Annotated in this window: 19 protein-coding genes; 9 read left to right on the forward strand and 10 right to left on the reverse strand. The window is 66.8% G+C overall.

Translation table 11 applies throughout. The annotated features are described in order from the left end of the window. Nucleotides 1-8: 8 nt before the first annotated feature. A complete protein-coding gene (locus KV110_RS18550; protein WP_246634623.1) occupies nucleotides 9-1,130 on the reverse strand; it encodes a PQQ-dependent sugar dehydrogenase in 1,122 nt (373 codons plus the stop codon). 151 nt (nucleotides 1,131-1,281) lie between these two features. Here KV110_RS18550 and KV110_RS18555 point away from each other — a divergent pair, with 151 nt between their 5' ends. From KV110_RS18555 to KV110_RS18570, 4 genes are all read left to right on the forward strand, one after another. Next, nucleotides 1,282-2,181, forward strand: coding sequence for a LysR family transcriptional regulator (locus KV110_RS18555; RefSeq protein ID WP_218477569.1), 900 nt, complete (start codon nucleotides 1,282-1,284; stop codon nucleotides 2,179-2,181). A gap of 82 nt (nucleotides 2,182-2,263) precedes the next feature. Beyond that, nucleotides 2,264-2,851: a TetR/AcrR family transcriptional regulator gene (locus KV110_RS18560; protein WP_218477570.1), complete on the forward strand. Its 588-nt coding sequence runs from the start codon at nucleotides 2,264-2,266 to the stop codon at nucleotides 2,849-2,851. A gap of 8 nt (nucleotides 2,852-2,859) precedes the next feature. Next, entirely contained in the window at nucleotides 2,860-4,362 is a 1,503-nt protein-coding gene (locus tag KV110_RS18565) for an FAD-dependent monooxygenase (protein ID WP_218478594.1), read from the forward strand. A gap of 215 nt (nucleotides 4,363-4,577) precedes the next feature. Beyond that, entirely contained in the window at nucleotides 4,578-6,629 is a 2,052-nt protein-coding gene (locus KV110_RS18570; RefSeq protein ID WP_218477571.1) for a CocE/NonD family hydrolase, read from the forward strand. Between the two features lie 3 nt (nucleotides 6,630-6,632). Here the strand turns inward: KV110_RS18570 and KV110_RS18575 are convergent, their stop codons facing one another. Both KV110_RS18575 and KV110_RS18580 read right to left on the reverse strand, forming a co-directional pair. Next, nucleotides 6,633-7,553 carry an LLM class F420-dependent oxidoreductase gene (locus KV110_RS18575; RefSeq protein WP_218477572.1) on the reverse strand — a complete coding sequence of 307 codons (921 nt, stop codon included), beginning with the start codon at nucleotides 7,551-7,553 and terminating at the stop codon, nucleotides 6,633-6,635. Between the two features lie 53 nt (nucleotides 7,554-7,606). Then, nucleotides 7,607-8,689 (reverse strand): MerR family transcriptional regulator, encoded by a 1,083-nt coding sequence (locus tag KV110_RS18580; RefSeq protein WP_218477573.1) that lies wholly within the window; start codon nucleotides 8,687-8,689, stop codon nucleotides 7,607-7,609. Nucleotides 8,690-8,772: 83 nt separating this feature from the next. Here KV110_RS18580 and KV110_RS18585 point away from each other — a divergent pair, with 83 nt between their 5' ends. Together KV110_RS18585 and KV110_RS18590 are read left to right on the forward strand one after the other, a co-directional pair. Beyond that, nucleotides 8,773-9,660 carry a dihydrodipicolinate synthase family protein gene (locus tag KV110_RS18585; RefSeq protein WP_218477574.1) on the forward strand — a complete coding sequence of 296 codons (888 nt, stop codon included), beginning with the start codon at nucleotides 8,773-8,775 and terminating at the stop codon, nucleotides 9,658-9,660. A 115-nt stretch (nucleotides 9,661-9,775) separates the two neighbouring features. Then, complete coding sequence (locus KV110_RS18590; protein ID WP_218477575.1) at nucleotides 9,776-10,294, forward strand: gluconokinase; 519 nt, start codon at nucleotides 9,776-9,778, stop codon at nucleotides 10,292-10,294. Nucleotides 10,295-10,355: 61 nt separating this feature from the next. On the opposite strand, the gene KV110_RS18595 is transcribed toward KV110_RS18590, so the two are convergent. The 7 genes from KV110_RS18595 to KV110_RS18625 form a co-directional block, all read right to left on the reverse strand. After that, a complete protein-coding gene (locus tag KV110_RS18595; RefSeq protein ID WP_218477576.1) occupies nucleotides 10,356-10,919 on the reverse strand; it encodes a type 1 glutamine amidotransferase domain-containing protein in 564 nt (187 codons plus the stop codon). Between the two features lie 67 nt (nucleotides 10,920-10,986). Beyond that, entirely contained in the window at nucleotides 10,987-11,874 is an 888-nt protein-coding gene (locus KV110_RS18600; protein WP_218477577.1) for a DUF5995 family protein, read from the reverse strand. Nucleotides 11,875-11,886: 12 nt separating this feature from the next. Then, entirely contained in the window at nucleotides 11,887-12,684 is a 798-nt protein-coding gene (locus KV110_RS18605; protein ID WP_218477579.1) for a M50 family metallopeptidase, read from the reverse strand. 38 nt (nucleotides 12,685-12,722) lie between these two features. Continuing rightward, nucleotides 12,723-14,279 (reverse strand): AMP-binding protein, encoded by a 1,557-nt coding sequence (locus KV110_RS18610; RefSeq protein ID WP_246634624.1) that lies wholly within the window; start codon nucleotides 14,277-14,279, stop codon nucleotides 12,723-12,725. Nucleotides 14,280-14,678: 399 nt separating this feature from the next. Next, entirely contained in the window at nucleotides 14,679-16,346 is a 1,668-nt protein-coding gene (locus KV110_RS18615; protein WP_218477581.1) for a serine/threonine-protein kinase, read from the reverse strand. Nucleotides 16,347-16,448: 102 nt separating this feature from the next. Then, nucleotides 16,449-17,342 carry a bile acid:sodium symporter family protein gene (locus KV110_RS18620; protein ID WP_218477582.1) on the reverse strand — a complete coding sequence of 298 codons (894 nt, stop codon included), beginning with the start codon at nucleotides 17,340-17,342 and terminating at the stop codon, nucleotides 16,449-16,451. A gap of 111 nt (nucleotides 17,343-17,453) precedes the next feature. Next, nucleotides 17,454-18,524 carry a Gfo/Idh/MocA family protein gene (locus KV110_RS18625; RefSeq protein WP_218477583.1) on the reverse strand — a complete coding sequence of 357 codons (1,071 nt, stop codon included), beginning with the start codon at nucleotides 18,522-18,524 and terminating at the stop codon, nucleotides 17,454-17,456. 73 nt (nucleotides 18,525-18,597) lie between these two features. On the opposite strand from KV110_RS18625, the gene KV110_RS18630 reads away from it, so the two are divergent. The 3 genes from KV110_RS18630 (at nucleotide 18,598) to KV110_RS18640 (ending at nucleotide 22,387) form a co-directional block, all read left to right on the forward strand. Continuing rightward, nucleotides 18,598-19,620 (forward strand): hypothetical protein, encoded by a 1,023-nt coding sequence (locus tag KV110_RS18630; protein WP_218477584.1) that lies wholly within the window; start codon nucleotides 18,598-18,600, stop codon nucleotides 19,618-19,620. A gap of 521 nt (nucleotides 19,621-20,141) precedes the next feature. Continuing rightward, the gene (locus tag KV110_RS18635) at nucleotides 20,142-21,698 is read left to right on the forward strand and encodes a mannitol dehydrogenase family protein (protein ID WP_218477585.1); all 1,557 of its coding nucleotides are present in this window, start codon (nucleotides 20,142-20,144) and stop codon (nucleotides 21,696-21,698) included. After that, a complete protein-coding gene (locus KV110_RS18640; RefSeq protein ID WP_218477586.1) occupies nucleotides 21,695-22,387 on the forward strand; it encodes an HAD family hydrolase in 693 nt (230 codons plus the stop codon). Before KV110_RS18635 ends, KV110_RS18640 begins: the two co-directional genes overlap by 4 nt. Nucleotides 22,388-22,400: the final 13 nt, after the last annotated feature.

The raw sequence follows: 22,400 nt of genomic DNA on the forward strand, positions 1-22,400 counted from the left end.
GGCGGGGGTCAGCGCGCCGGGAAACGAAGGATGCGATCGTCGTTCGGGCCGGGGTCGCCGCGACCGTCGGTGTTGGAGGTGGTTAGCCATAGCGCGCCGTCCGGGGCCACCAGCACCGTGCGGAGCCGACCGTAGTTGCCATGCAGTACATCTCGGGACCGGCCTACGGTGCGGTCGTGCAACGGCACGATCCATAGCCGCTCGCCGCGAAGCGCGGCGACATACATCGTGTCGCCTGCGATCGCGATGCCGGAGGGGGAGGCCTCGTCCGTCGTCCAGGTGGTCAGGGGCTCGGTGTATCCACGGTCGGTGCCGCCCATCCCTTCGACAGCGGGCCAGCCGTAGTTTCGGCCCGGTTCGATGAGATTCACCTCATCGAACCGGTTCTGCCCGAATTCCGCCGCGAACAGCCGTCCGGCGCGATCCCATGCGAGTCCTTGCACATTGCGATGCCCGAGGCTGTATACCGGTGACCCCGGTGTCGGATTGCCCGGTGCCGGGCGGCCTTCCGGGGTCAGTCGGAGGATCTTCCCATTGGGACTCGCCGGATCCTGGGACAGCGAGCTCTGGCCCGCATCGCCGGTCCCGACATACAACATGCCGTCCGGCCCGAACGCGATTCGTCCGCCATTGTGATTGCCTGCCTTGTCGATTCCGTCGAAGATCACTTCGGGCTGGCCGGCCGGCCGGAACCGCACGATCCGATTGTCGTCCTCGGCAGTGAAGTACGCGTACACGTAAGGGTTTTCGTCGTAGCGTGGCGACAATGCCAAGCCGAGCAGCCCGCCTTCCCCGCGCGCGACGACTCCGGGTACCTGGTACACCTGTTCCGGCGCTTGTCCCGGCCTGATCCGCAGAATTCGCCCGCTGTCGCGTTCCGCGACCAACGCGTCGCCGCCCGGCAGCAAGGCCAGCCCCCAGGGAACATCTATGCCACCGGCGATCTCCTCAACCGTGCCGAGATCCGGCACACCGACGGGATTGCTCGGCGCGGTGCTGTGCACCGTCCCGGGGGAGGGTTCCGGCTCGTCACCTTTGTCGCACGCCGAGACCGTGCCGACAACCAGTAATGCGGTGATCGCACCGCGAACAATTCGACCACGCGCTGACCTGACACTCGCGTTACTCACCCGCGCACCTCCGACGACTTTCTGTGTGGACGGCGAGTCGTCCATTGTGTCCCAGCGTGGCGCGCGGCGCGCGGGGATGACGCCGCATCGGTTGGCCGTGCGACACGGGCGGTAGCCTGACCCAGTCTTGTCCCCGAACCCCGCTGAGGTCATGGAACTTCGTCAACTGAGATATTTCGTCGCGGTGGCCGAAGAACTACATTTCGGCCGGGCGGCGGAGCGGCTGATGATCGTGCAATCGTCAGTCAGTCAGCAGCTCGGCCGGCTCGAACGTGAGCTCGGCGTGGTTCTGCTGGAACGGTCGCCGCGCAGCGTCCGGCTCACCGAGGCCGGTGCGGCGTTTCTGCCCGCCGCGAAGAAGGTGCTCGCCGCCGAGCGGCGCGCCCGGACCAGTGTTGCCGAGTACCTCACCCCACCGACGGTGTTGCGGATCGGGACCAGCCGAGGCATGGGCGAGCGGCTGGAGCGATTGCTCGCCGCACTGAAGCAGCGGGCACCCGGCGTGCGGGTGGAATTGACGTCGGCCGCACTGGGGCAACGGCTGCGCAAGGTGTCCGAGCACGAGTGGGACGCGGCTTTTCTCCGCGGCGAGGTGGCGGCGCCCGAGGGCGTCGAGCAGATCCCGGTGTGGCACGACGAACTGGTTGTCGCGCTGCCCGCCGACCATCCCTCGGCGACCGAGCGATGTGTCGACCTCGCCCAGCTCGCCGAGCTGCCGCTCTACTTGACCAACCGGCAGAACAACGCGCTGCTGGATGATCTCGTGCTGACCGCATGTAGCAATGCGGGATTCGAACCGGTTCTTGGACCCGAACAAGTTTCGATCCAGGACACCCTTGCCGCACTCGGTGCCGGTGCCGCAGGCTGGACGGTCCTTTACGCGCCGCACGCTCGGCTGCTGCACAGCAGCCGGGTCGCGTTCCTGCCGGTCTGTACGCCGGGAGTGCTCGCGCTGCCCACGGTGCTGGCGGTGCGCACCAGCGCGCTGGAGCGCCTGCAGCCGCTGCTGCAGGCATGCCGGGATGTCGCACGCGGGGATCGAGCCTCATGATCGGGCGGTCGGCCTTGCGTCGACTGGCCGCCTTTCGCTATCTTCGAAGTGAACGAAACAGTACCGTTCACTAGGAGGATGTGTGGTCAGGGGCGCAGAGCGCGAGCAGGCGATACTCGCCGCCACGATGCAGCTGCTCGGTGAGATCGGTTATGCGGCAATGACAATGGACGCTGTCGCGGCACGGGCACAGGCCAGTAAGGCCACCATCTACCGGCGGTGGCCCGGCAAACCCGCGCTGGTTAAGGCGGCCATGGACGCCAACGACGCCGCGTACGTGGCGGCGATTCCGGACACCGGGACGGTGCGCGGCGATCTGCTCGCCGCCCTCACCGCGCTGTGCGAGCAGGTCGATGATCGCTACGTGACCATGCTGACGGGGCTCATGCACGCCATGCGGGTCGACCCCGAACTCGGGGACGCGCTGCGCTCGCACGTGGCAAACGAGGATCTGGGCCCGTTTGCCACCATTGTGGACCGCGCCGTGGCACGTGGGGAGTTGCCGGACGACACGGCAACCGAACTGGCACATCAGGTGTCGGAGGGGCAGATCATGCGAAGGATGTTTCTCGGCGAACCGCTCGATCAGCGGTTTCTCGCCGAACTGGTCGACGAACTGCTCATTCCGATCCTTACCCGAACCTTTCCGGAGAAAGCGGGGGCGCGATGAACGCGGAGTTGCCGGTGCTGATCGTGGGCGCCGGACCGACCGGGCTGACGCTCGCCTGCGATCTGGCCCGGCGTGGTATCGCCTGCCTGGTGGTGGACAAGGCATCGGAACTGTTCGCGGGTTCGCGCGGAAAGGGTTTGCAGCCGCGGACTTTGGAGGTTTTCGACGACCTCGGCCTGATCGACGCGGTGCTCGACGCCGGGGCGCCGTTCCCATCGTTCCGGATGTACGAGGGCACGCGGGTGCGGTGGACGCGCACGGTGTACGACATGTTGGGGGCTCCAGCGCCCGAACGCGGGCACGGCGTGCCCTACCCGAACGTTTGGTTGCTCCCGCAGTGGCGCACCGATCAACTGCTCCTGGACCGGCTGCTCGAATTGGGCGGCCGGATCGAATTGGGCACGGAGCTGGTCGATTTCGTCCAGGACGATACGGCTGTCACAGCGACATTGCGGCGCGATGGTGCACTGCAGCGAGTGCGGGCGCGGTATCTGGTCGGCGCGGACGGCGGTCGTAGTTTCGTGCGCAAGGCGCTCGGTGTCGGCTTCGCGGGGGAAACCTTCGAGACCGAGCGGACGTTGATCGGCGACGTCCGGGCGACGGGACTGACCGGGACCCACTGTCACATTCTGACGACCGGCGATGTGACGGAACGCTTTTCGCTGTGGTCGATGCCCGGGACCGACTACTACCAGTTCGTCGCGTCGGTGGCCGCCGAGGAGGTACCCGAGCTGACACTGGAATCCGTGCAGAAGATCCTCGACGAAAGGTCCGGCCGCTCGGACATCCAGTTGTCCGACCTGAAGTGGATCTCGCTGTACCGGGTGAATGTCCGCATGGTGGACCGATTTCGGGTCGGTCGGGTGTTTCTGGCAGGCGATGCCGCGCACGTGCATTCCTCGGCCAGTGGGCAGGGGCTCAACACCAGCATTCAGGACGCCTACAACCTCGGCTGGAAATTGGCCGCCGTACTGTCGGGTGCCCCTGACGACTTGCTGGACACCTATGCGGCCGAGCGGGCCCCGGTGGCCGCGGATGTCCTCGGCCTGTCGACGCGCCTGCACCACCGCAACTTTCGGGATGTGGAGCCCGAGCGGGAAAGCCCGGATATCTTCCAGCTGAAGGTGAACTACCGTGGCGGACCGTTGGCCGTGGACGCCCGCCGGACACCGCGCAGGGTGCGAGCGGGAGACCGGGCGCCGGATGCCCAGCACGGTGCCGCCCGCTTGTTCGACCTGTTCCGTGGTGTCCACTTCACGCTGCTCGGATTCGGCACCGATTCTGCCGGGGCGGTCGCCGAAGTCGTTCGCGCACAGGGGGCCAAGGTCCGCGCGCAGGTAATCGCACCCGGCGCAGCGGCAGCGACCGCTGATACCGTCGGTGCGGCCTTCCACAACTACGACCTCGACCCCACGGAGCCGGGCACGCTCGTCTTGGTCCGCCCCGACGGATACATCGGCGTCATCGCCACAGACCCGGCCCCCATCCAGGCGTACCTCGCCACCCTGTGAACCACCAACCCGATCCCACAACGCAAGGCGGCCGTTCTTAAATCAAACCGTGCGGTATCTCCACCCGAAATCGGGCAAATGCGATATACCGCAACCGGATTAACGGCGACAAACCGACCGGGCCGTACCTCCCAGCGATTAGCGAACTGATTGCTATGTTGTCACTTCAATCTGCGGAGAGCAATCAATGTGCGGCACATCGGTCGAGGAGAAGAATGCTTTCGGGGCAGCAAGTGGCACAACGGTTTGTCGGCGCCGCTCGATTGGCGACCGTGCTGGCAATCGTTGTGGTTGGCGGCGGATTTGCGGTCGGTACCGCGGCGGCCGAGCCGGACGGCGCCGTTCGCAGCGAGCGCTGGACGGCACTGCACGACGGCCCGCCGCAGTATGCCGACGTGCACATCGACTGGGACGTCCCGATCCGGATGAGCGACGGCGTCGTCCTGAAGGCCAACGTGTACCGGCCGGTGGACGCCGCGGGGGCGGTGGAACAGCGGCCGCTGCCCACCATCGTGAATCTCACCCCGTACACCAAACTGTTGACGAACCTGGTCGATTCGGCGTTGGCGGTGCCGGGCTTGCAGCCGCTCGCGCTGGACTTGGTCCGGCGGGTCAATCTGTCCGGGACACCGATCAGCGGCTTCGAGGATCTCCTGCAGGCGATCGACGGCGGAGCCTTGCAAACCGTTCTCGGCATCGACCGCAACCTGATTCGCAGCGGGTACACCCTCGTTGTGGCGGATGTGCGCGGAACCGGATTTTCCCAAGGCACCTGGAATACCCTCGGCGCACGGGAGCAGCTTGACACCCGTGAAGTGATCGAGTGGGCCGCGGCCCAGCCGTGGTCCACCGGCAAGATCGGCATGAGTGGCGGCTCCTACGCGGGCATCACCCAGTTGCGCGCCGCCGAAAACGCGCCGCCCGCATTGAAAGCCATCTTCCCGGTCGAGCCGGGTAGCGACCTCATGCGCGATGTGGTCGCGCCCGGCGGCGGCATCGGCACCACCTTCCTGCCGCTCTGGCTGAGCAACGTGAACCAGACGAAGCTGATCCCCGATGTGCAATCGATGCTCAACGGCACATTCGACTGGCGGTGGCTCAGCGATCGCATGGCCGACCCCTCCACCAACTACGACCTGCTGCTCCAAGCGTTGCTCACGCCGTCACTCAACGACATCCCACCGTCGCTTGCCGCCGCGCTCGACCACGAAAGCGACTTCCGCCAAGGCATTCTCGGGCATCCGGAACGAATCACCGTGCCCACCTTCGTCTATGGCGGCTGGCACGACATCTTCGCCAACAGCGCGACAAAGGTATACAACGCTATACCGTTGCCCGCCAACAAGAAACAGCTGGTTGTCGGCGACACCTATCACGCCAATCCTGGTGCGGGCATGGGCGGGCCCGGCGCCCCACCGCGGCTGGAAGTATTGCAGCGGGTTTGGTTCGACAAGTGGCTCAAGGACATCGATCACGGCATCGACGGATTCGGGCCGGTGACCGTCTGGGAACAGGGGGGCGGCTGGATCACGCTCGGCCAGTTCCCACAGGCGGGCACGGAACATCGGCGCGTCTATCTTTCCGCGGCGCCCAGTGGGACCGCCGAGAGCGTGCACGACGGATCACTGTCCGCGACAAAGCCGGACGAGCACCGGACGCTGACCGTGGCGCCCGGCCTCACCACCTGGTGTTCGCGCGACACCACCCAGGGCGCCGCCGGTATCCCCGCGATATTGGATATGTGCGCCAAGGACTCTCGGATCGCCGAACGGAACGGGCTGACCTTCACCAGCCCGCCGGTCACCGAGCGGACGGTCATCTCCGGCCCGATGAACGTGCACCTCAACACCGTGCACGACGCGACCGACGGCTACTGGGCGGTCACCGTGAACGACGTTGCGCCCGACGGCACTTCGACCGTGCTGAGTACCGGTCAGCTCACCGCCTCGATGCGTGCCGTCGACGAGTCGAAGAGCGCCCGGTCCGCCAACGGTGACTACACCGCCCCGTACAACCCGATCACCCTGGACAGCCTGCTGCCCGTGGTCCCCGGTGAGCCCGTCGCGCTTGACATCGCCGTCATCCCGGTCCAAGCCGCGCTCCAGCCGGGACATCGACTACGCGTCGATGTCTTCGCCGGAAACTCGCCCAAAGCGCTGGCCTTCCGCCCGCTGCTGAACAACACCGCACTCAAACCGCAGTCGTTGCGGCTGGATCCGGCGCAGCCGAGCTTCGTGAACCTGCCGACCAGCAGGCCGCTCGGCTGAGCGTCAGAGCTGCGCCTGCACCTGGCTGGAAATCAACTCCAGGTGGTCGAGATCGGTCAGATCCAGTATCTGCAGGTAGATCCGCTTGGCGCCGATCTCGGCGTACCGGCCGATCTTGTCCACCACCTCGGCGGGCGACCCGGCGAGCCCGTTGGCCTTCAATTCCGCCACCTCACGCCCGATCGCCGCGGCGCGCCGCGCCACCTCGGCATCGTCGGCGCCGACACAGGCGACGAGGGCGTTCGAGTAGGTCAGGTCGTCCGCCTTGCGGCCGCGCGCCTCGGCTGCCGCGCGGACCCGGCCGAACTGGGCTGCGCTGTCCTCGATCGAGGAGAACGGCATGTTGAACTCGGTCGCGTACTGGGCGGCCAGCCGCGGCGTACGGGTGGCGCCGTGGCCGCCGATCAACACCGGTACCGGGTTCTGCACCGGCTTCGGCAGGGCGGGGGAGTTGGTCAGCTGGTAGTGCTCGCCCGCGAAGTCGAACGTGTCGCCCGGCTTGGTCGCCCACAGTCCGGTGATGATCGCCAGCTGCTCCTCGAACCGCGCGAACTTGTCCGCGGGGAACGGGATGCCGTAGGCGGAGTGTTCCTCGGGGAACCAGCCACTGCCGAGGCCGAGTTCCACCCGGCCGCCGGACATCTGATCGACCTGCGCGACCTGGATCGCCAGCGGGCCGGGCAGCCGGAAGGTGGCGGCCGTGACGAGCGTGCCCAGGCGGATCCGCTTGGTCTCCCTGGCCAGTCCCGCGAGGGTGATCCACGCGTCGGTGGGCCCCGGCAACCCGTCCGCGTCGCCCATCGCCAGATAGTGATCGGACCGGAAGAACGCGTCGAATCCCAGGTCCTCGGTGGCCTTGGCAACGGTCAGCAGCGTGTCATAGCTGGCACCCTGCTGCGGTTCGGTGAAGATGCGCAATTCCATGATCACCATCGTGCCCGAGGACGCCCCCACACCGTCCGCCCGGGGTGTGTGGGTCAGCGCACGTCGATCACGATGACCGCGATGTTGTCCGTGCCGCCCGCCGCTCCGGCGAGGTCGATGAGTCGCGCCACCGCCGACTCCGGATCCGGTGCGGCGGACGCGTCGGCGATGTCGGATTCGGCGACATCGTTGTAGAGACCATCGGTGCTGACGACCAGGCGGTCACCTGGTTTGCAATCGACTGCGACCACATCGGGCGTGACGTCCGGGCCGATGCCGAGCGCTCTGGTGAGTAGGTGCCGTTGTGGGTGGGTCCGTGCCAGGTCTTCGGTGAGCTCGCCTGCCCGTACCAGCGGGCCGACGACGCTGTGGTCTTCGGTGAGTTGTTCCAGCAGCCCGTCCCGGAGCCGGTAGAGGCGTGAATCGCCGATATTGGCGACCACGGGGCCGCCCTGGTCGACCGGGAGGGCGGCGAACGCGGTCAATGTGCTGCCCATGCCCTCGTACTCGGCCACGGTCGACGCCTCGTCCCAGATCCGCTGATTGGCCTGCCGGCAGGCTTCGGCGAGGCCCGCGGGGCTCGGGTCGGCGGCGAATCCGGCGCGCAGCGCTTCGAGCGACATGCGGCTTGCGATGGCACCGCTCGCGCCCATGCCGTCGGCGACGGCGTAGAGGAGATCATCGATCAGGACGGCGTCCTGGTTGGTGTCGCGGTGTAGGCCTTTGTCGGTCGCCATTGCGGCGGTCAGTGAGTTCATTGTGGTTGTGTGCCTTTCTGTTTCGACAACCGGATGAGTAGCCGTCCGTCGTGGTCGGGTCGCGAGGTGGTTGCGGACGAGGTCGAGTGCATGGCGGCGGCTCTCGATTTCCTTGTCGAGTTGCCGGTGCCACACCATGACTCGCTCAGTGGACGGGTCTTTCAGGAACAAGGCAATGTCCGCCAAGGAGATTCGTGCTCGGCGCAGTAAGCCGATGGTCTCGGCTCGGTCCACCTGGGTCGGGGAGTAGTACCGGTATCCGGAGATCTCGTCCACGGCCGCCGGAACCAAGAGCCCTGCGGCCGCGTAGGTCCGAAGCATCTTCGCCGACAGGCCGCAGCGGGCAGCGAACTCGCCGATGCTCATCAGATCGTCCATGACTCCAGCATCGGCCTTTCCCGGCGGACAAGGTCAAGAGGTGGTGCTCGAGTAATGATCGGGGGTTGAGGAACGGAGATTTGATGAGTGGGTCTATTGCGGGGGTTGTGGCGTATCCGGTGACGCCGTTCGGTGGTGATAAGGGGAAGGTTGACGAGGGGGTGTTGCGGGGGCTGGTGGAACGGCTGGTTCAGGCGGGGGTTTCTGCTGTCGCGCCGCTCGGAAGTGCTGGGGAGAGTGCGTATCTGGATGATCAGGAGTGGGCGGCTGTGGCGTCGATCTGTTTAGAGCAGGTTGATGGGCGGGTGCCGACGGTGGTGGGAGTGTCGGAGGTGAGTACGGCGGGGACTATTGCGCGGGCGAAGCTGGCCGAACGGCTCGGGGCTTCGGCACTCATGATGCTGCCGGTGGCGTACTGGCGGTTGACCGAGCGCGAGCTGCGCGGGCACTTCGCGGCGGTTGCCGATGCGGTGCAGCTGCCGATCATGGCGTACAACAATCCCGGCACCAGTGGGATCGACATGACACCGGAGTTTCTTGTCGATCTCGTTGCGGGCGTGGACAACATCACCATGGTCAAGGAGTCGAGTGGTGATATCGCGCGGATGCGGCGGATCGCGGAACTCGGTGGGACGGGTGTGCCGTTCTTCAATGGCAGCAATCGGCTTGCGCTGCAAGCTTTCGATGCGGGCGCCGCCGGATGGTGCACGGCCGCACCGTGTCTGGTGCCGGAGCACATTGTCGAAGTGTGGCGATTGCTGACCGTGGGCGAAACCGCCTCGGCTACGGCTCTTTTCGAGCGACTAGAACCGCTGCTGAATGCGATCGTCAGCGGTGGCCTGCCGAGGACCATCAAAGCAGGACTGCGCTCACTCGGCATCGAAGCGGGCAACCCTCGACCCCCACTGCTGCCGGTGGATACCGACACCCACTGCGCGATCGCCGAACTCATCGCTTCCATCCGCGGATGATGTCGGTGAACGCAGTAGCCGCGCGCCGCGCCAGCGGGTTGCCCAGCCGGATATCGTCGAACCGGACGTGCCCAACTGCCGATGGTCGGCGAGATTCAGAACAAGAGGTATCGACATGCCGGACCGAGCCCTGCCGATCGTGGTTGTGATGGGGGTGTCGGGGTCCGGCAAGTCGACGGTGGGCGCGCGGCTCGCCGTCGATCTCGGGGTCGAATACGCCGAGGGTGACGACTTCCACCCCGAAGCGAACGTCGAAAAGATGGCGGCGGGTATTCCACTGGACGACGCGGACCGGGCACCCTGGCTCGACGCGGTGGCGGCCTGGATGGCGGAACGGTCCGGACAGGGCGGCGTGGTCAGCTGCTCGGCGCTGAAACGCGCCTACCGCGACCGCCTGCGGGCCGCCGTGCCCGACGCGTTCTTCCTGCACCTCGCCGCCCCGCGAGACGAGCTCGCACACCGGCTCGCCAGTCGCCGTGACCATTTCATGCCGCTGAGTCTGCTCGACTCACAGCTGGCAGCCCTGGAACCATTGTCCGGCGACGAGCGCGGCGAAACCGTCGACGCGACCCGCGACCCAGACGCGCTGGCACGCGAAACGTCGGCGGCTTTGCGCGCGGCCACCGATCTGTGAAGTCGCGACCGCCACCGTGACTCGCGACCTCAGACGGAAACGTCGGCGTGCGCCCGCGGATCTACGACGCCGCGACGAGTTCCTCGGCGATCGCCCCACAGAAATCCGCCAAATCACCGGGATTGCGTGAGGTGATCAGCGTCCAACCGTTCTCCGTCGAACGCACCACCGACTCGTCGACCCACTTGCCGCCCGCGTTGCTCACATCGGTGCGCAGCGAGAAGTATGACGTCAACGTCTTCGACGGCGTGAGTTCCGCCTCGACCAGCAACCACGGTCCGTGGCAGATCGCGGCGATCGGCTTGCCCGCCGCGGCGAATCCCTTGGCCAGTTCCAGCGCGCGATCTTCCACGCGCAGCTTGTCCGCGTTCACCGTGCCACCTGGCACCACCAGCACGTCATAGTCGTCGACTTTCACGTCCTCGAGCGACGCGTCCGGCCGCACCGCCACGTCCTTGTCGGTGTCGTGCTGGAACGTCTGCACCTGCTCGGTGTCGGGCGCCGCGTGCACCACCTCGGCGCCCTTGTCCTTGAGCTCGTTCAACGGAACCAGCAGCTCGTCGCGCTCCACACCCGTGTTCGAGGTGATGATCAGTACGCGCGTCCCATTCAGCTTCTCCGGCATGTGCCGACAACTCCTTCCATCATTCGTCCCAGGAGTAGGCGTGCCGCGAATCCGGAAAGCTAAACATCTAGAGCCCACCGAGCCGCGACAGCACCTCGAAGGCGACGTCGGCGCTGCGCCACAGTGCGTCGATCTCGGCGCGGGCGGCCGGTGCCAGGGCCGGATCGCGCAGCGCGAGGCCGTTGCCGAAGATCACCACGTTGGCGCCGAGATCGGCGAGGCGCAGCAGTTGCGGCGTCGCCACACCTTGACCGAACAGGAGGTCGAGGCCTTCCCCGACGAAGTAGAACCGCCACAGCGGTCCGAGGTCGCCTTGATAGATCGCCTTGGTCGACTCGATGATCAAGTCGGCCCGCTGCGCGATCGCATCGACGATCTTGAAGTAGTCGGGCGCGTTCGCGACGGTGCCGTCAACTGCGGCCACCGAGTAGGAGAGATCGACGGACAGGTGAGCGTTGTATCCGGCCATCGCGACGCGGGCGGGCGACAGGTCGCAACGGCGGGTGAGGTCGAAATAGTGGGTCCACTGCGGTTCGGTAGGTCCGCCGGTGAATTCGGCGTGCACGTTGCGCAGGAACCGGGACAGCAATTCGAGGCTGATCCGATGAGCCCACTCGGGGTCGGCGAACGCCGCCGGGTCGCGCTGTAATGGCATGACAGCGGCCCGTTCGACGGCGTCGAGGCCGAGCGCGAAGACGCCGCGCAGATCCCGATGGTCGACCAGGATCCGGGTGAGCTGACGATGCTGTTCGACGGCTTGTTCCAGCCGTTCCAGCGACGAGCCGGTGAGTGTGCTGGTGTCCGACAGTGTGACGATCGTGGCGACCTCGGCCCGCGTCAACGGCGTGCCGCACGCGGTGTCGACCGACGCGGCGGTCGCCGGGCCCGCGCCGAACAGGGTGGCGCAACCGAGAATCAGGGCAGCGACGAGGGTGATGCGGATATGGCTGCTCATGGGCTGCTCCATCTATTGGCCTGTGGCGCAGGACGCGTCGGAGCCGAGCGGTAGGCAGACCCCCTCGATATCGGAGATCAACAGACCCGCGCCGAGGAGCAGCGAACCCACCGCGACGACACCGAACAAGCCCACCCACAGCAGGCCGGGGAGGTGGGTGAGGCGGGCGAGTTGGTCGGCGTCGGAGGCGACGTCCTGCTGGTACCGGCTGCGTAGTTGGCGGGCGCGGCCGCGCTGCAATTCGATGACCGGGCGGGCGCCGGCGAGCAGCAGGAACCAGGCGCCGAGATAGGCGAAGCCCGCCTGCAAGGTGTCGGTGCCGAACCAGGAGACCGCGAAGACGGTCGCGCCGACCGCGAAGACGGTCAGCATGCCGTAGATGTTGCGCGTCATGACGAGCACCGCGGCCAGCAGCGCGATGGCGGTCCACAGCATCAGCGTGATCCGGCTCGCGCCGAGCAGCGCGGCGAAGCCGAGTCCGAGCAGCGGCGGCGCGGGATAGCCCGCCATTGTCGTGAGAATCATGCCGAGGCCATAGGGCTTTCCGCTCGACACGGTGAGACCCGAAGTGTCCGAATGCAATCGGATGCTATTGAGCCTGCGCCCGGTGAGCAGCGCGACCAGCGCGTGCCCGCCCTCGTGCGCGATGGTGACGATATTGCGGGTGTATCGCCAGAGCGGCGAGTAGCCGACCAGTACGAGCGCCGCTATCCCGGCGCCGGCCACCAACCACCACGGCGGCTGGGTTTGGGTTGTCGTCAAGCGGTCGACGATGGAGGTGCCACGCTCGACCCATTCGGCTCTGTCCACCGCCGCACTCTAACGGGTACAGGTGGACGGAGTCGGTCTCAATCGGCGGCTGCCGCCTCCGCGCGCAGCTGACGTTTGTAGATCTTTCCGGAATCGTCGCGGGGGAGTTCGGACACGATGCGCAGCACGCTCGGCACCTTGTAGGAGGCGAGTTGTCCGGCCAGGCCCGCGCGGATCGACGCCTCGGTCAGCGCGGCGCCGGGGCGGGGAACGACATGGGCGGCAACGGCTTCCCCGAGATCGCCTGCGTGCGGGATGCCGAAGACCGCGACGTCCTCGACGCCGTCCATGGCCATGATCGCGTTCTCGATCTCGGCGGGGTAGATGTTCACCCCGCCGGAGATGATGATCTCGCTGGACCGTCCGGTGAGGTAGAGGAATCCGTCGTCGTCGAGGTAGCCGCGGTCACCGACGGTGATGAATCCCGGTACCGGACTGTCCGATTCGCCCGCCTTGTTGAGATAACTGAATCGCGGCCAGTAGTCGGCGCCGCGGACGAACACCCGGCCGATCTCACCTGCCGGGAGTGGCTGTCCAGCATCGTCGACGATGATCGCGCCGGAGCCGTCGACCGGGCGGCCGACGCTGCCCGGGTGCGCCAGCCACTCCGAGGCGGTGATCCAGGTGATGGTGCCCGCTTCGGTGCAGCCGTAGAACTCGATCAGCGCATCGCCGAACCAGTCGATGGCCGCCCGCTTGACGGCGGGCGGGCACGGCGCCGAGGAGTGGATCAGGTGGGTGAGGCTGGAAACGTCGTAGCGGGCGCGCACCTCTTCGGGCAGCGACAGCAACCGCGACAGCATGGTGGGCACGACCTTGGCCTGCGTGACGCGGCGCTCGTGGACGTGGCGCAGGAACCGCTCGGCGTCCCAGCGCGGCATTATGGTGATGTTCGTGCCCACCCGCAACGCGAGCACCGCGACCACGTTCGGGCTGGCGTGATAGAGCGGACCGGCCAGCAACGCCTGCCCGCCCGGCGTCAGCCCCAACCGCCGGGCCGAGCCACCCGCGATCGACAACAGCTGGTGTGGCGTAATGCGCTCCCGCAGTACCCCTTTGGGCCGCCCCGTGGTGCCGGAGGTGTAGATCAACCCCATCGAATCGACGATCGCGCCTTCGACGAAGCCGAGCGGATCGGCCTGCGCATCGATCCACTGTTCGAGCGTGGGGTGCCTGCCGGTCGGCTCGGCCAGCGTCGCGTCGAGCCCCGCCTCGGCCAGCATTTCCGCGGGCATCGCGACCTCGAGAACAGTCGTATCGCGCTGCGGGACAGCCTGTTCGACGGTCTCGACGAATTCGGTGTGCGCGACGACCAGCCGCGCACCGCAGTCGCTGAGCACGTGCGCGACCTCGGGCGCTTGCCACCGCGTATTGATCGGCACCGGATTGGCTCCGCAGGAAGCGATAGCCAGGGACACCTCGAGGAACTCGATGTCGTTACGGAGCATTATCGCGACGCGATCACCGCGCCGCACTCCCGCCGCAACGAGCGCGGCCGCTAGTCGTCCCGCGCGCTGATGCGTCTCGGGCTGGGATCGCACGCGTCCCGCGCAGGTGATTGTCGGGGCCGACATGCTGCCTGAAGCATCCTCCATGAATCGCAGTCTGCCATGACACCGAGGCGCCGAGTGCGCTGCACGGCACTCGGCGAGGGGTTATCGGAGTCAGCGGTTAACTCTGAGCACCGTCCCGTCCAGCTCTCCGCCTACGCAGATGGTGACAGTGCCGCTCGGTGGATTCGCCCTGGTTACCACCGAGCCGCCGCCAGCTAGGCAGTACTCGTCCAGCGTTGCCGAAACAGCGGTAGCGGACCCAAGGACGAGGGCGGAAAGTGTCAGTATTCCCGTCGCACAGGCGGACAGGCTGGTGCGCATCAGACGCTTGTTCATTGGATTCGAAGCCCCCTTCTTACGTCATCCGTTGCCCGAGGTGGCCGCTCTGTTACCGGCCCGGGTACGGACGAAAGATCAACTGGCTGAAGGGTATCAGAAGCGCTAGTTTGTCTGGGTCAGGATTCCGGTCATGTCCCCACCGACGCCCCGAGTTCGGTAAGCGATAGTGCTGTCCGGCTGTAGCTGCAATTGTGATATCGCTCCGTCGTCGTTGCATAGCCCGCCGTCCTCGGCCAACTGTGCGGTCAAAGCGATTTCTGTTGGTGCCGCTGCCGTCAGAGTCTCCAACCGTCCACATTTCACCCCCACTACGTTCCCCGTGTTCGATGAACTGCCGACCTGCTGGCCGACTGCTCCCGAATGCAGCACCAACACGATGTCGTAGCTGCCGAGTTTGTCTTCGGCGACGCCCTTCCATTCGCCGACGAACTCGTTCGGCAGTTCCGTGGTCGAATCGCTGGCCGGCGCGTCGGGTCGCGCGGTGGAACCGCCGGAGTCGCCGGTGACCTTTGTGGTGATCACGAAGGCGGCGACCGCGACCGCGATGCACAGCGCTAGTGCACCGGCGATCAGCGCGGCGCGGCGGCGGGTCGGTCGCCGGGCGGGTTGCTGTGCGGGATGTGCTGACCGGTGTGCGTCGGGCGTGGCGTACGAGCCATTGTGCGGCCCATGGGAATACAGGTGCCCGGGCGGGCGCGGAGATGGGTGTGCGGTGTCGGGGGCGCCGTGCCACGATCGCGGCGCAACGTCCTGCTGCACGGTCGCTGGAGCGGTAGACCCCGGCAGGCTCGTCGCGATGCGCGCATTCGGCCCCGCGATCGTCTCGGCGGTCCGCGCCGGGTCCGTGACCGGCCGTCCGATGGCGCCGGGCACGTCGAGGGGCCCGGAGTCCAGATCGAGCAACTGCACCGCGCGCCTGCTGACCTCCTCGAGCGCGGGCCCGGGCAGCCAGCCGCCGCGCTCCGGGATCCCGAGGACGGTCAGGTCGGTGATGAGCCGTTCCGGGCTCGGCCGGGCGGCAGGGTCTTTGGTGAGGCAGGCCGCGATGAGCGGTCGTAGCCGATGCGGCACATCATCGAGCCGCGGCTCCTCGTACACCACGCGCCACAGCAACTGCACCATCTCACCCACACCGAACGGACCCCGCCCGGTGGCCGCGAACGCGAGCACGCCGCCGAGCGCGAACACATCGCTCGCCGGGCCGACCGGATCGCCGGTCACCTGTTCGGGACACATGAATCCCGGTGAGCCGATGACCTTTCCGGTGGTGGTGAGCTTGCTGTCGTCCAGCGCGCGGGCGATGCCGAAGTCGATCACCTTGGGGCCGTCGAGGGCGAGCAGCACGTTGGAGGGTTTGAGGTCGCGGTGCACCAGACCCGCGGCATGCACAGCGACCAAGGCCTCGGCCAGCCCGTGCGCGAGTACCAGCAGCGAGTTCTCGGTGAACGGGCCGTACGCCTCGACCGCTTCGGCGAGGGAGAACCCGGCCACGTATCCCGTCGCCAGCCAAGGCGGGTCAGCGTCGGCATCGGCGTCGAGAACCGGCGCGGTGAACTGCCCGCCGACCCGCCGCGCGGCGCTGACCTCGCGGCGGAACCGCACCCGGAATTCGGTGTCGCCGATCAGGTCCGGCCGGATCACCTTGACCGCGACGGTGCGGCCACCGGCATTGCGCCCCAGATACACCCGGCCCATGCCTCCCGCACCGAGCACGCCGAGTAACCGGTAGTCGCCGATCCGCGTGGGATCTTCTGCGCCGAGCGGTCGCATCGCGATGCTGGTTCCCTTCCAATGTCGAACATCGAAAGGGTACCTACCGCTCGACGCGGTGTCTGGTTCAGTTGTCCCGTTTCAATTGGCCGCCGCGCTGTTTCACTGGACGGCTGAGCTGGGCACGGGTGCCGGGCGGTCGTGCCGGACGTAGCGCGCGAGCAGAAAGGCCGCGATGGCAGCGGGGATGTTCATGAGTACCCCATAGACCGCGCCTGGGACAGCCATCGCGCCGTTGTGCAGCACCGACCCCGCGATGGCGATGGCGATCGCGCCGTTGTGGATGCCGATCTCCATCGCCGAGGCGATCGCCTGATCGGCGTCGACCTGGAACAGTCGTGGCACGAAATAGCCGACGGCCAGGCTGATCACGGCGAACAGCAGGCTGAGCGAGGCGAGCTTGCCGATGTTCTCGGTCAGTGTGTCGAAGTTCTTCACCACCGCCGCGAGCACCACCAGCGCGAGCACAACGATGGAGAGGATCTTGACGTTGCCGCGCATCCGTTCGGCCCATCCGGTGAACCGGTGGTGCACCCACATGCCGATGGCGACCGGGATCAGCACGATCGCGAATACCTGCGCGAACTTGTCCGGCCGCAGTCCGAACGACCCGTCACCATCCATGAACCGGCTGAACGCGAACGCGACGATCAGCGGCATGGTGAACACGGCGAGCACCGAGTTGATCGCGGTCAGGCTGATGTTCAGCGCGACGTTGCCGCCCGCGATGTGGCTGAACAAATTCGCCGACGGCCCGCCCGGCGACGCGGCGAGCAACAGCATGCCGACCGCGAGCGCCCCTTGGAGCCGGAACAGATAGATCAGACCGAGGCAGACCACGGGCAACAGCACCATCTGGCAGAGCAGCGCGATCACCGCCGCCTTCGGATACCGCAGCACCCTGGCGAAATCATCGATGGCCAAGGTCAATCCGAGCCCGAACATCACCAGGGCCAGGGCCAGCGGTAGGAACACCGCGAAAATCGTTGAACCCATTCGGATCTCCTCTCAACCAAACGGTCGGCCTACCCGCAGCCGACACCGGGTGTCGACGTTAACGATCTACGGCGGGTGAGGCCAGTCCGAATGCCGAGGATTGAGCTGGTCTTAACGTTGCCGTCGCTTCACCCCGGCGACGACCTCGCCCGCGGCGGCCGATCGGCGAGCGGCTTCCAGTAGGCGCAGCGTGGCGACGGCGTCGCGCGGGTCGACCGGAACCGCACCGCCGTCGAGCAGGGCGGTGGCCAGCGCGGCGTAGAAGGCGGGATAGTCGCCGGCGATGGTGGGCACGGGTTCGACGGCGGGCTCGGCGCCGAATACGCCCCAGTGTTCGGGTTCGACTGTGCCCCAAGGCTCGCCGTCATCGGGGCGGCGACCGGAGCGCAACGCACTCTCCTGCGGATCGAGGCCGTAGGTGACGTATCCGGCCTGGGAACCGAGCACCCGGAATCGCGGACCGAGTTGCGGCGCAACGGCACTCATCCACAGGTGGGAGCGCACGCCGGAGGTGTGGGTGAGCGCGACGAAGGCGTCGTCGTCGGTCTGAATGCCCTCGCGTCGCCGATCCAGTTCGCAGTACACCGATTTCACCGGGCCGAACAGGGTCAGCGCCTGATCGATGAGATGACTGCCGAGGTCGAAGAGCAGCCCCGCACCGTCGGCCGCATCGCCCATCTCCCGCCAGCCGCCCTTCGGCACCGGACGCCAGCGCTCGAACCGGGACTCGAAGCGCAGCACCTGCCCGAGCCGACCCGCTTCGGCGAGCGTGCGCACGGTCAGGAAGTCGCCATCCCAGCGCCGGTTCTGGAAGACGGTCAGCGCCACACCGGCTTGCTCGGCCCGTTCGACCAGCTCTTCGGCCTCGGCGACCGTCACCGCGAACGGCTTGTCGACCACCACCGGCAAGCCCGCCGTCAATGCCTGCCTGGCCAACGGCGCGTGGGTGCGGTTCGGCGTCGCGATGACCACGAGGTCGATCCCGGCGGGATTCGCGAACAGCTCGTCGGCGGTGGCGACGACCCGTACGCCGGGGTGTTCCCGTTCGGCCTGCGCCGCCCGTTCGGCCGACGACGTGACCACCGCCGCCACCCGCATTCGCGGTTCGGCGGCGATCAGCGGAGCGTGGAACACCGACCCCGCCAACCCGTACCCGACAACAGCGACCTCGAGAGTTGGCATTCCTCGACGCTAACGGATCGTCCCAGGAATTCGGGTCGTGCTCGCTTGCCTGTCGCTGACTAGCGTGCGGTGCATGCGGGGCAGGACGACTCAGTGGGGCCCGGTCCTGGGTCTGTTGCTGGTGGCGCCGTTTATCGGGGAGTTCCTGCTCGGCAATATGACCCTTGCCGAGTTGCCGGTCGGCCTGCTGCTCGCCCCGATGTACGGCTGCGGTGCGCTGCTGGTGCGCGAGGTGGGCAGGCGGTGGCGTGGCTGGCCGACGATGGTGTTGCTCGCCGCGGCGTACGCGTTGTTCGAGGAGGGGCCGGTCGATCAACTGCTGTGGAACGACTCGTACGCGGGTCATGATCTGCTGCACGGACCGAGCTTCATTCCGGCGATCGGTATGAGTGTCGAACTGACCCAAGCGGTTCTGGCCTTGCACACCGTCTGGAGCGTTTGCGTGCCGATCGCGTTGGTCGAAGCCATCGCGGTATCCAGTCGAGACCGGCCGTGGCTCGGGCGAACCGGCCTCATAGTGACCGCGGTGCTGTTCGTGCTCGGTGCGACGCTGGTGTTCGCGGGCAACTACAGCGTCGAGCACTTCATTGCCGCGCCGGGACAGATCGCGGCGGTTGTTGCCGTCATGGTGGTGCTCGTCGTTGCTGCTTTTGTGGCGGTGCCCGCGCGCCGGGAGCGCACTGCGGGAGATCCACCGGCACCGTTGCTGGTCGGACTTGTCTCCTTTGCCGTGACAAGCGCCTATTGGGGCCCGAGCACGCTCATCGTGGCCAATTGGTACGAATGGGTCGGGGTCGCGGTCTGGTTCTTTCTCGTCGCGATCGGTGTGTGCCTGGTGCTGCGGTGGACCCAGCGCGCCGGGTGGACCGAGGCACATACCTGTGCCCTGGCGGTGGGGGCGACGCTGACCTACGTGTGGGTCTCGTTCCCGACTCGGCCGGAGAGCGGAGGATCGGTGGTTGTCGATCTGGCCTCGAACGTTGTGTTCGGTGTGCTTGCCTGTTCGCTCGTGCTCTGGGCTACCCGACGGGCAGCGCGCGAGCCGGGTCACGGGCCATGGGTCGGTGCGGCGAGTTCGGGTGCGAGAGGTACCTGACCGGCCTCACCGAGGGACTTCCGCAACAGTGAGGCAACCCGGTCGTGCTTACGGCAGCGATCCTTCGTGGCCACAGCGCGTTGCCGAGGTGCAGAAGCTTCCATTCGGAAATAACACTGCGCCGCAGTGCTTCTCGTCACGAGAGGGGCCTCCGGACTGCTGGTTTACGCCGTATTCTCCTGTGATAAATCAGCAATTAGCTGGCAAATCTGAGAGTAATCTTAGAACTGTTTCCTAACGGGCAAAACGGAAATCGGAGTGCGTGACAAGCGTCACCGCAATGTATTTGTGCGGGGTAAATGTCCGATTGTTTGCCCGCATTCGCGCACTCTGAAGTGGTGCTTTACGGAACATTTACAATACGGGCAGTGACCTGGGTCAACGTGCCTTCAGTTGCGCGCGTCACGGTTAGCTGTCGAAATACTGGGCACACTCATCTACCGTAGTGAAACGTCGCTTAGTCAATGGTGATACGGCGTTCTATATCGCCCACTTCTCGCATACCCAAACGGAGGCCGCACATGCGTGTGCCGCTGATTACGGCGAAGAAAACCCGAACCGAAACGATTACCCGGATACCCGGGCATGTGGTTCCGCGTCTGTCCACGGACATGCTCACCCGACTTCCCGCCACGGTCGCCAGGCCAGGATTCGCCCCGCGCAGCTTGACCGCCGGGATCCTGCACCTCGGCTGCGGTTCCTTCCACCGGGCACACCAGGCCCTGGCCACCCAGCACGCGATGAACGAGACCGGCGACCCCCGCTGGGGGATCACCGCCGTCGCGATCAACCGTCCGACGGTCGTCGACGCGCTGCGCGCCCAGGATCACCTGTACACCACGCTGCTGCACGAGGACGGGCAGGCGCGGGTGGAGGTGGTCGGTTCGATCACCGAGGCCGTACACGCGCCGACAGACCTGATCGGGGTGCCGCGGCGCATCGCCGACCCGAACGTCAAGATCGTCACGCTCACCGTCACCGCCAGCGGCTACTGCGTATCGCCGGTCACCGGGCGGCTGGAGGCGGATTGCCCCGGCGTCCGTCACGACATCCGTAACCCGACCAGGCCGGTCACCCCGATCGGGATGCTGGCACAGGGCTTGGAACTGGTCCGGCGGCGCGGCAGCACTCCGCCGGTGATCATCAGCTGCGACAACCTGTGCGCGAACGGCAGCACGCTGCGTCGCGCCGTCATCGATTTCGCGCTGCTGCGCGACGATCATCTCGCCGAGTGGATCGCGCGGCACGTGCAGTTCCCCAACAGCGTGGTCGACCGCATCGTGCAGCCCACCGCGCCCACCGACGCCGCGGTGGCCCGCAATTGGCTCGGCGGCATCGAGGATCGCGCACCGGTATCGGCCGAACCGTTCATGACCTGGACGATCGAGGATTTCGATGGCGAAAGGCCGCAGTGGGAACTCGGTGGCGCCCAATTCGTCTCCAACGTCAAGGATTACGAGCTGGCGAAGCTGCGGCTGCTCAACGGCACGCACATGTTGCTGGCCTATCTCGGCGGCGTCGCCGGCTATTCGACTATCGCCGAGGCCACGTCGAACCCGGCCCTCGCGGCGTTGGCCAGGCAGTTCATGCTGGACGAGCAGGGGCCGACGCTGGCACTGCCGACCCCCGAATTGCACCGGACGGTCGACGACCTGATGCGCCGTTTCCGCAACCCGGCCATCGCCCAGGACATGACGCGAATCGGCCGCAATGGATCGGACAAGATGATGCCGAGGGTCGTCGATGCCCTGCGGGACAACATCGAAGCAGGCAGGCCAACCCCGGGCGCGTCCTTGCTGATCGCCGCGTGGATCCGGTGGTTCACCGCGAGCCACGAGCCCGGCGCGGTGATGGAACTGATCGATCCGCGGGAAGACTCGCTCGCGGTGCTGGTCGACGCCGACCCGCACCACTGTGCGCAGGCGTTCTTGCAGCGCACCGATATTTTCGGCACGCTACCCGAGCGGGAGAAGGTGCAACGGCAGGTCGGTGACGCCCTGGCCGAGCTGACCCGCGACGGTGTCGATGCCGCGGTCCGGCGCAGGCTGGCGCCGCTTCGGGAAGGGAGCAATGGGTGAAGACCGAAAGTCCGGTTCGCGCAGTAGTGTTCGATATGGACGGGTTGCTCATCGACTCGGAGAGCCTGGCCATGGAGTCGTTGGTCAGTGCGGGCGCCGAGCTCGGCTATGAGATGCCGATCGAGTTCTGTCGCACCATGATCGGCGTGCCCGCCGACCGGTGTCGCACCCTCGCTGCCGCCGCCTACGGCCGCGGGTTCCCGCTGGAGGAGTACTTCGACCTGCACGAGATCCACCTGCGTCAGCTCGTCGACGGCGGCAGGCTGGAGACCAAGCCCGGTGCGGTCGCCCTGCTGGACGCACTGGAGGAGCATGGCGTGCCGAAGGCGATCGCCACCTCGTCGTCCCGGGAACGCGCCGACCACCATTTGCAGCTGGCCGGCATCGCCGACCGGTTCGACGTGGTGGTGACCCGCCAGGACGTGACCAAGGGCAAGCCCGACCCGGAGCCGTACCTCAAGGCGATGGGCGCGCTCGGCGGCGACGTGGAAACCACACTCGCGCTGGAAGACTCGACCAACGGCCTGCGCGCCGCGTGCGCCGCTGGGCTGCGCTGCATCCTAGTTCCCGATTTGGTGCAGCCGACCGAGGAGTCCCGGCGGCTCGCCCACCGGCTGTATCCGGACCTGCATCAGGTCATCGAATACCTGTCGGTGGCCAATGCGCCGTCGACAGCGTCAACCGCATAGGCGAGACTGGATA

This window comes from Nocardia iowensis (assembly GCF_019222765.1).
GTDB lineage: Bacteria > Actinomycetota > Actinomycetes > Mycobacteriales > Mycobacteriaceae > Nocardia > Nocardia iowensis.

Coding starts and splice junctions, on each gene's coding strand:
- KV110_RS18555 (WP_218477569.1), top strand. CDS start 1,282: ATGGAACTTCGTCAACTGAGATATTTCGTCGCGGTGGCCGAAGAACTA.
- KV110_RS18570 (WP_218477571.1), top strand. CDS start 4,578: ATGCTTTCGGGGCAGCAAGTGGCACAACGGTTTGTCGGCGCCGCTCGA.
- KV110_RS18575 (WP_218477572.1), bottom strand. CDS start 7,553: ATGGAATTGCGCATCTTCACCGAACCGCAGCAGGGTGCCAGCTATGAC.
- KV110_RS18580 (WP_218477573.1), bottom strand. CDS start 8,689: ATGGACGATCTGATGAGCATCGGCGAGTTCGCTGCCCGCTGCGGCCTG.
- KV110_RS18585 (WP_218477574.1), top strand. CDS start 8,773: ATGAGTGGGTCTATTGCGGGGGTTGTGGCGTATCCGGTGACGCCGTTC.
- KV110_RS18590 (WP_218477575.1), top strand. CDS start 9,776: ATGCCGGACCGAGCCCTGCCGATCGTGGTTGTGATGGGGGTGTCGGGG.
- KV110_RS18595 (WP_218477576.1), bottom strand. CDS start 10,919: ATGCCGGAGAAGCTGAATGGGACGCGCGTACTGATCATCACCTCGAAC.
- KV110_RS18600 (WP_218477577.1), bottom strand. CDS start 11,874: ATGAGCAGCCATATCCGCATCACCCTCGTCGCTGCCCTGATTCTCGGT.
- KV110_RS18610 (WP_246634624.1), bottom strand. CDS start 14,279: ATGGAGGATGCTTCAGGCAGCATGTCGGCCCCGACAATCACCTGCGCG.
- KV110_RS18615 (WP_218477581.1), bottom strand. CDS start 16,346: ATGCGACCGCTCGGCGCAGAAGATCCCACGCGGATCGGCGACTACCGG.
- KV110_RS18620 (WP_218477582.1), bottom strand. CDS start 17,342: ATGGGTTCAACGATTTTCGCGGTGTTCCTACCGCTGGCCCTGGCCCTG.
- KV110_RS18625 (WP_218477583.1), bottom strand. CDS start 18,524: ATGCCAACTCTCGAGGTCGCTGTTGTCGGGTACGGGTTGGCGGGGTCG.
- KV110_RS18630 (WP_218477584.1), top strand. CDS start 18,598: ATGCGGGGCAGGACGACTCAGTGGGGCCCGGTCCTGGGTCTGTTGCTG.
- KV110_RS18635 (WP_218477585.1), top strand. CDS start 20,142: ATGCGTGTGCCGCTGATTACGGCGAAGAAAACCCGAACCGAAACGATT.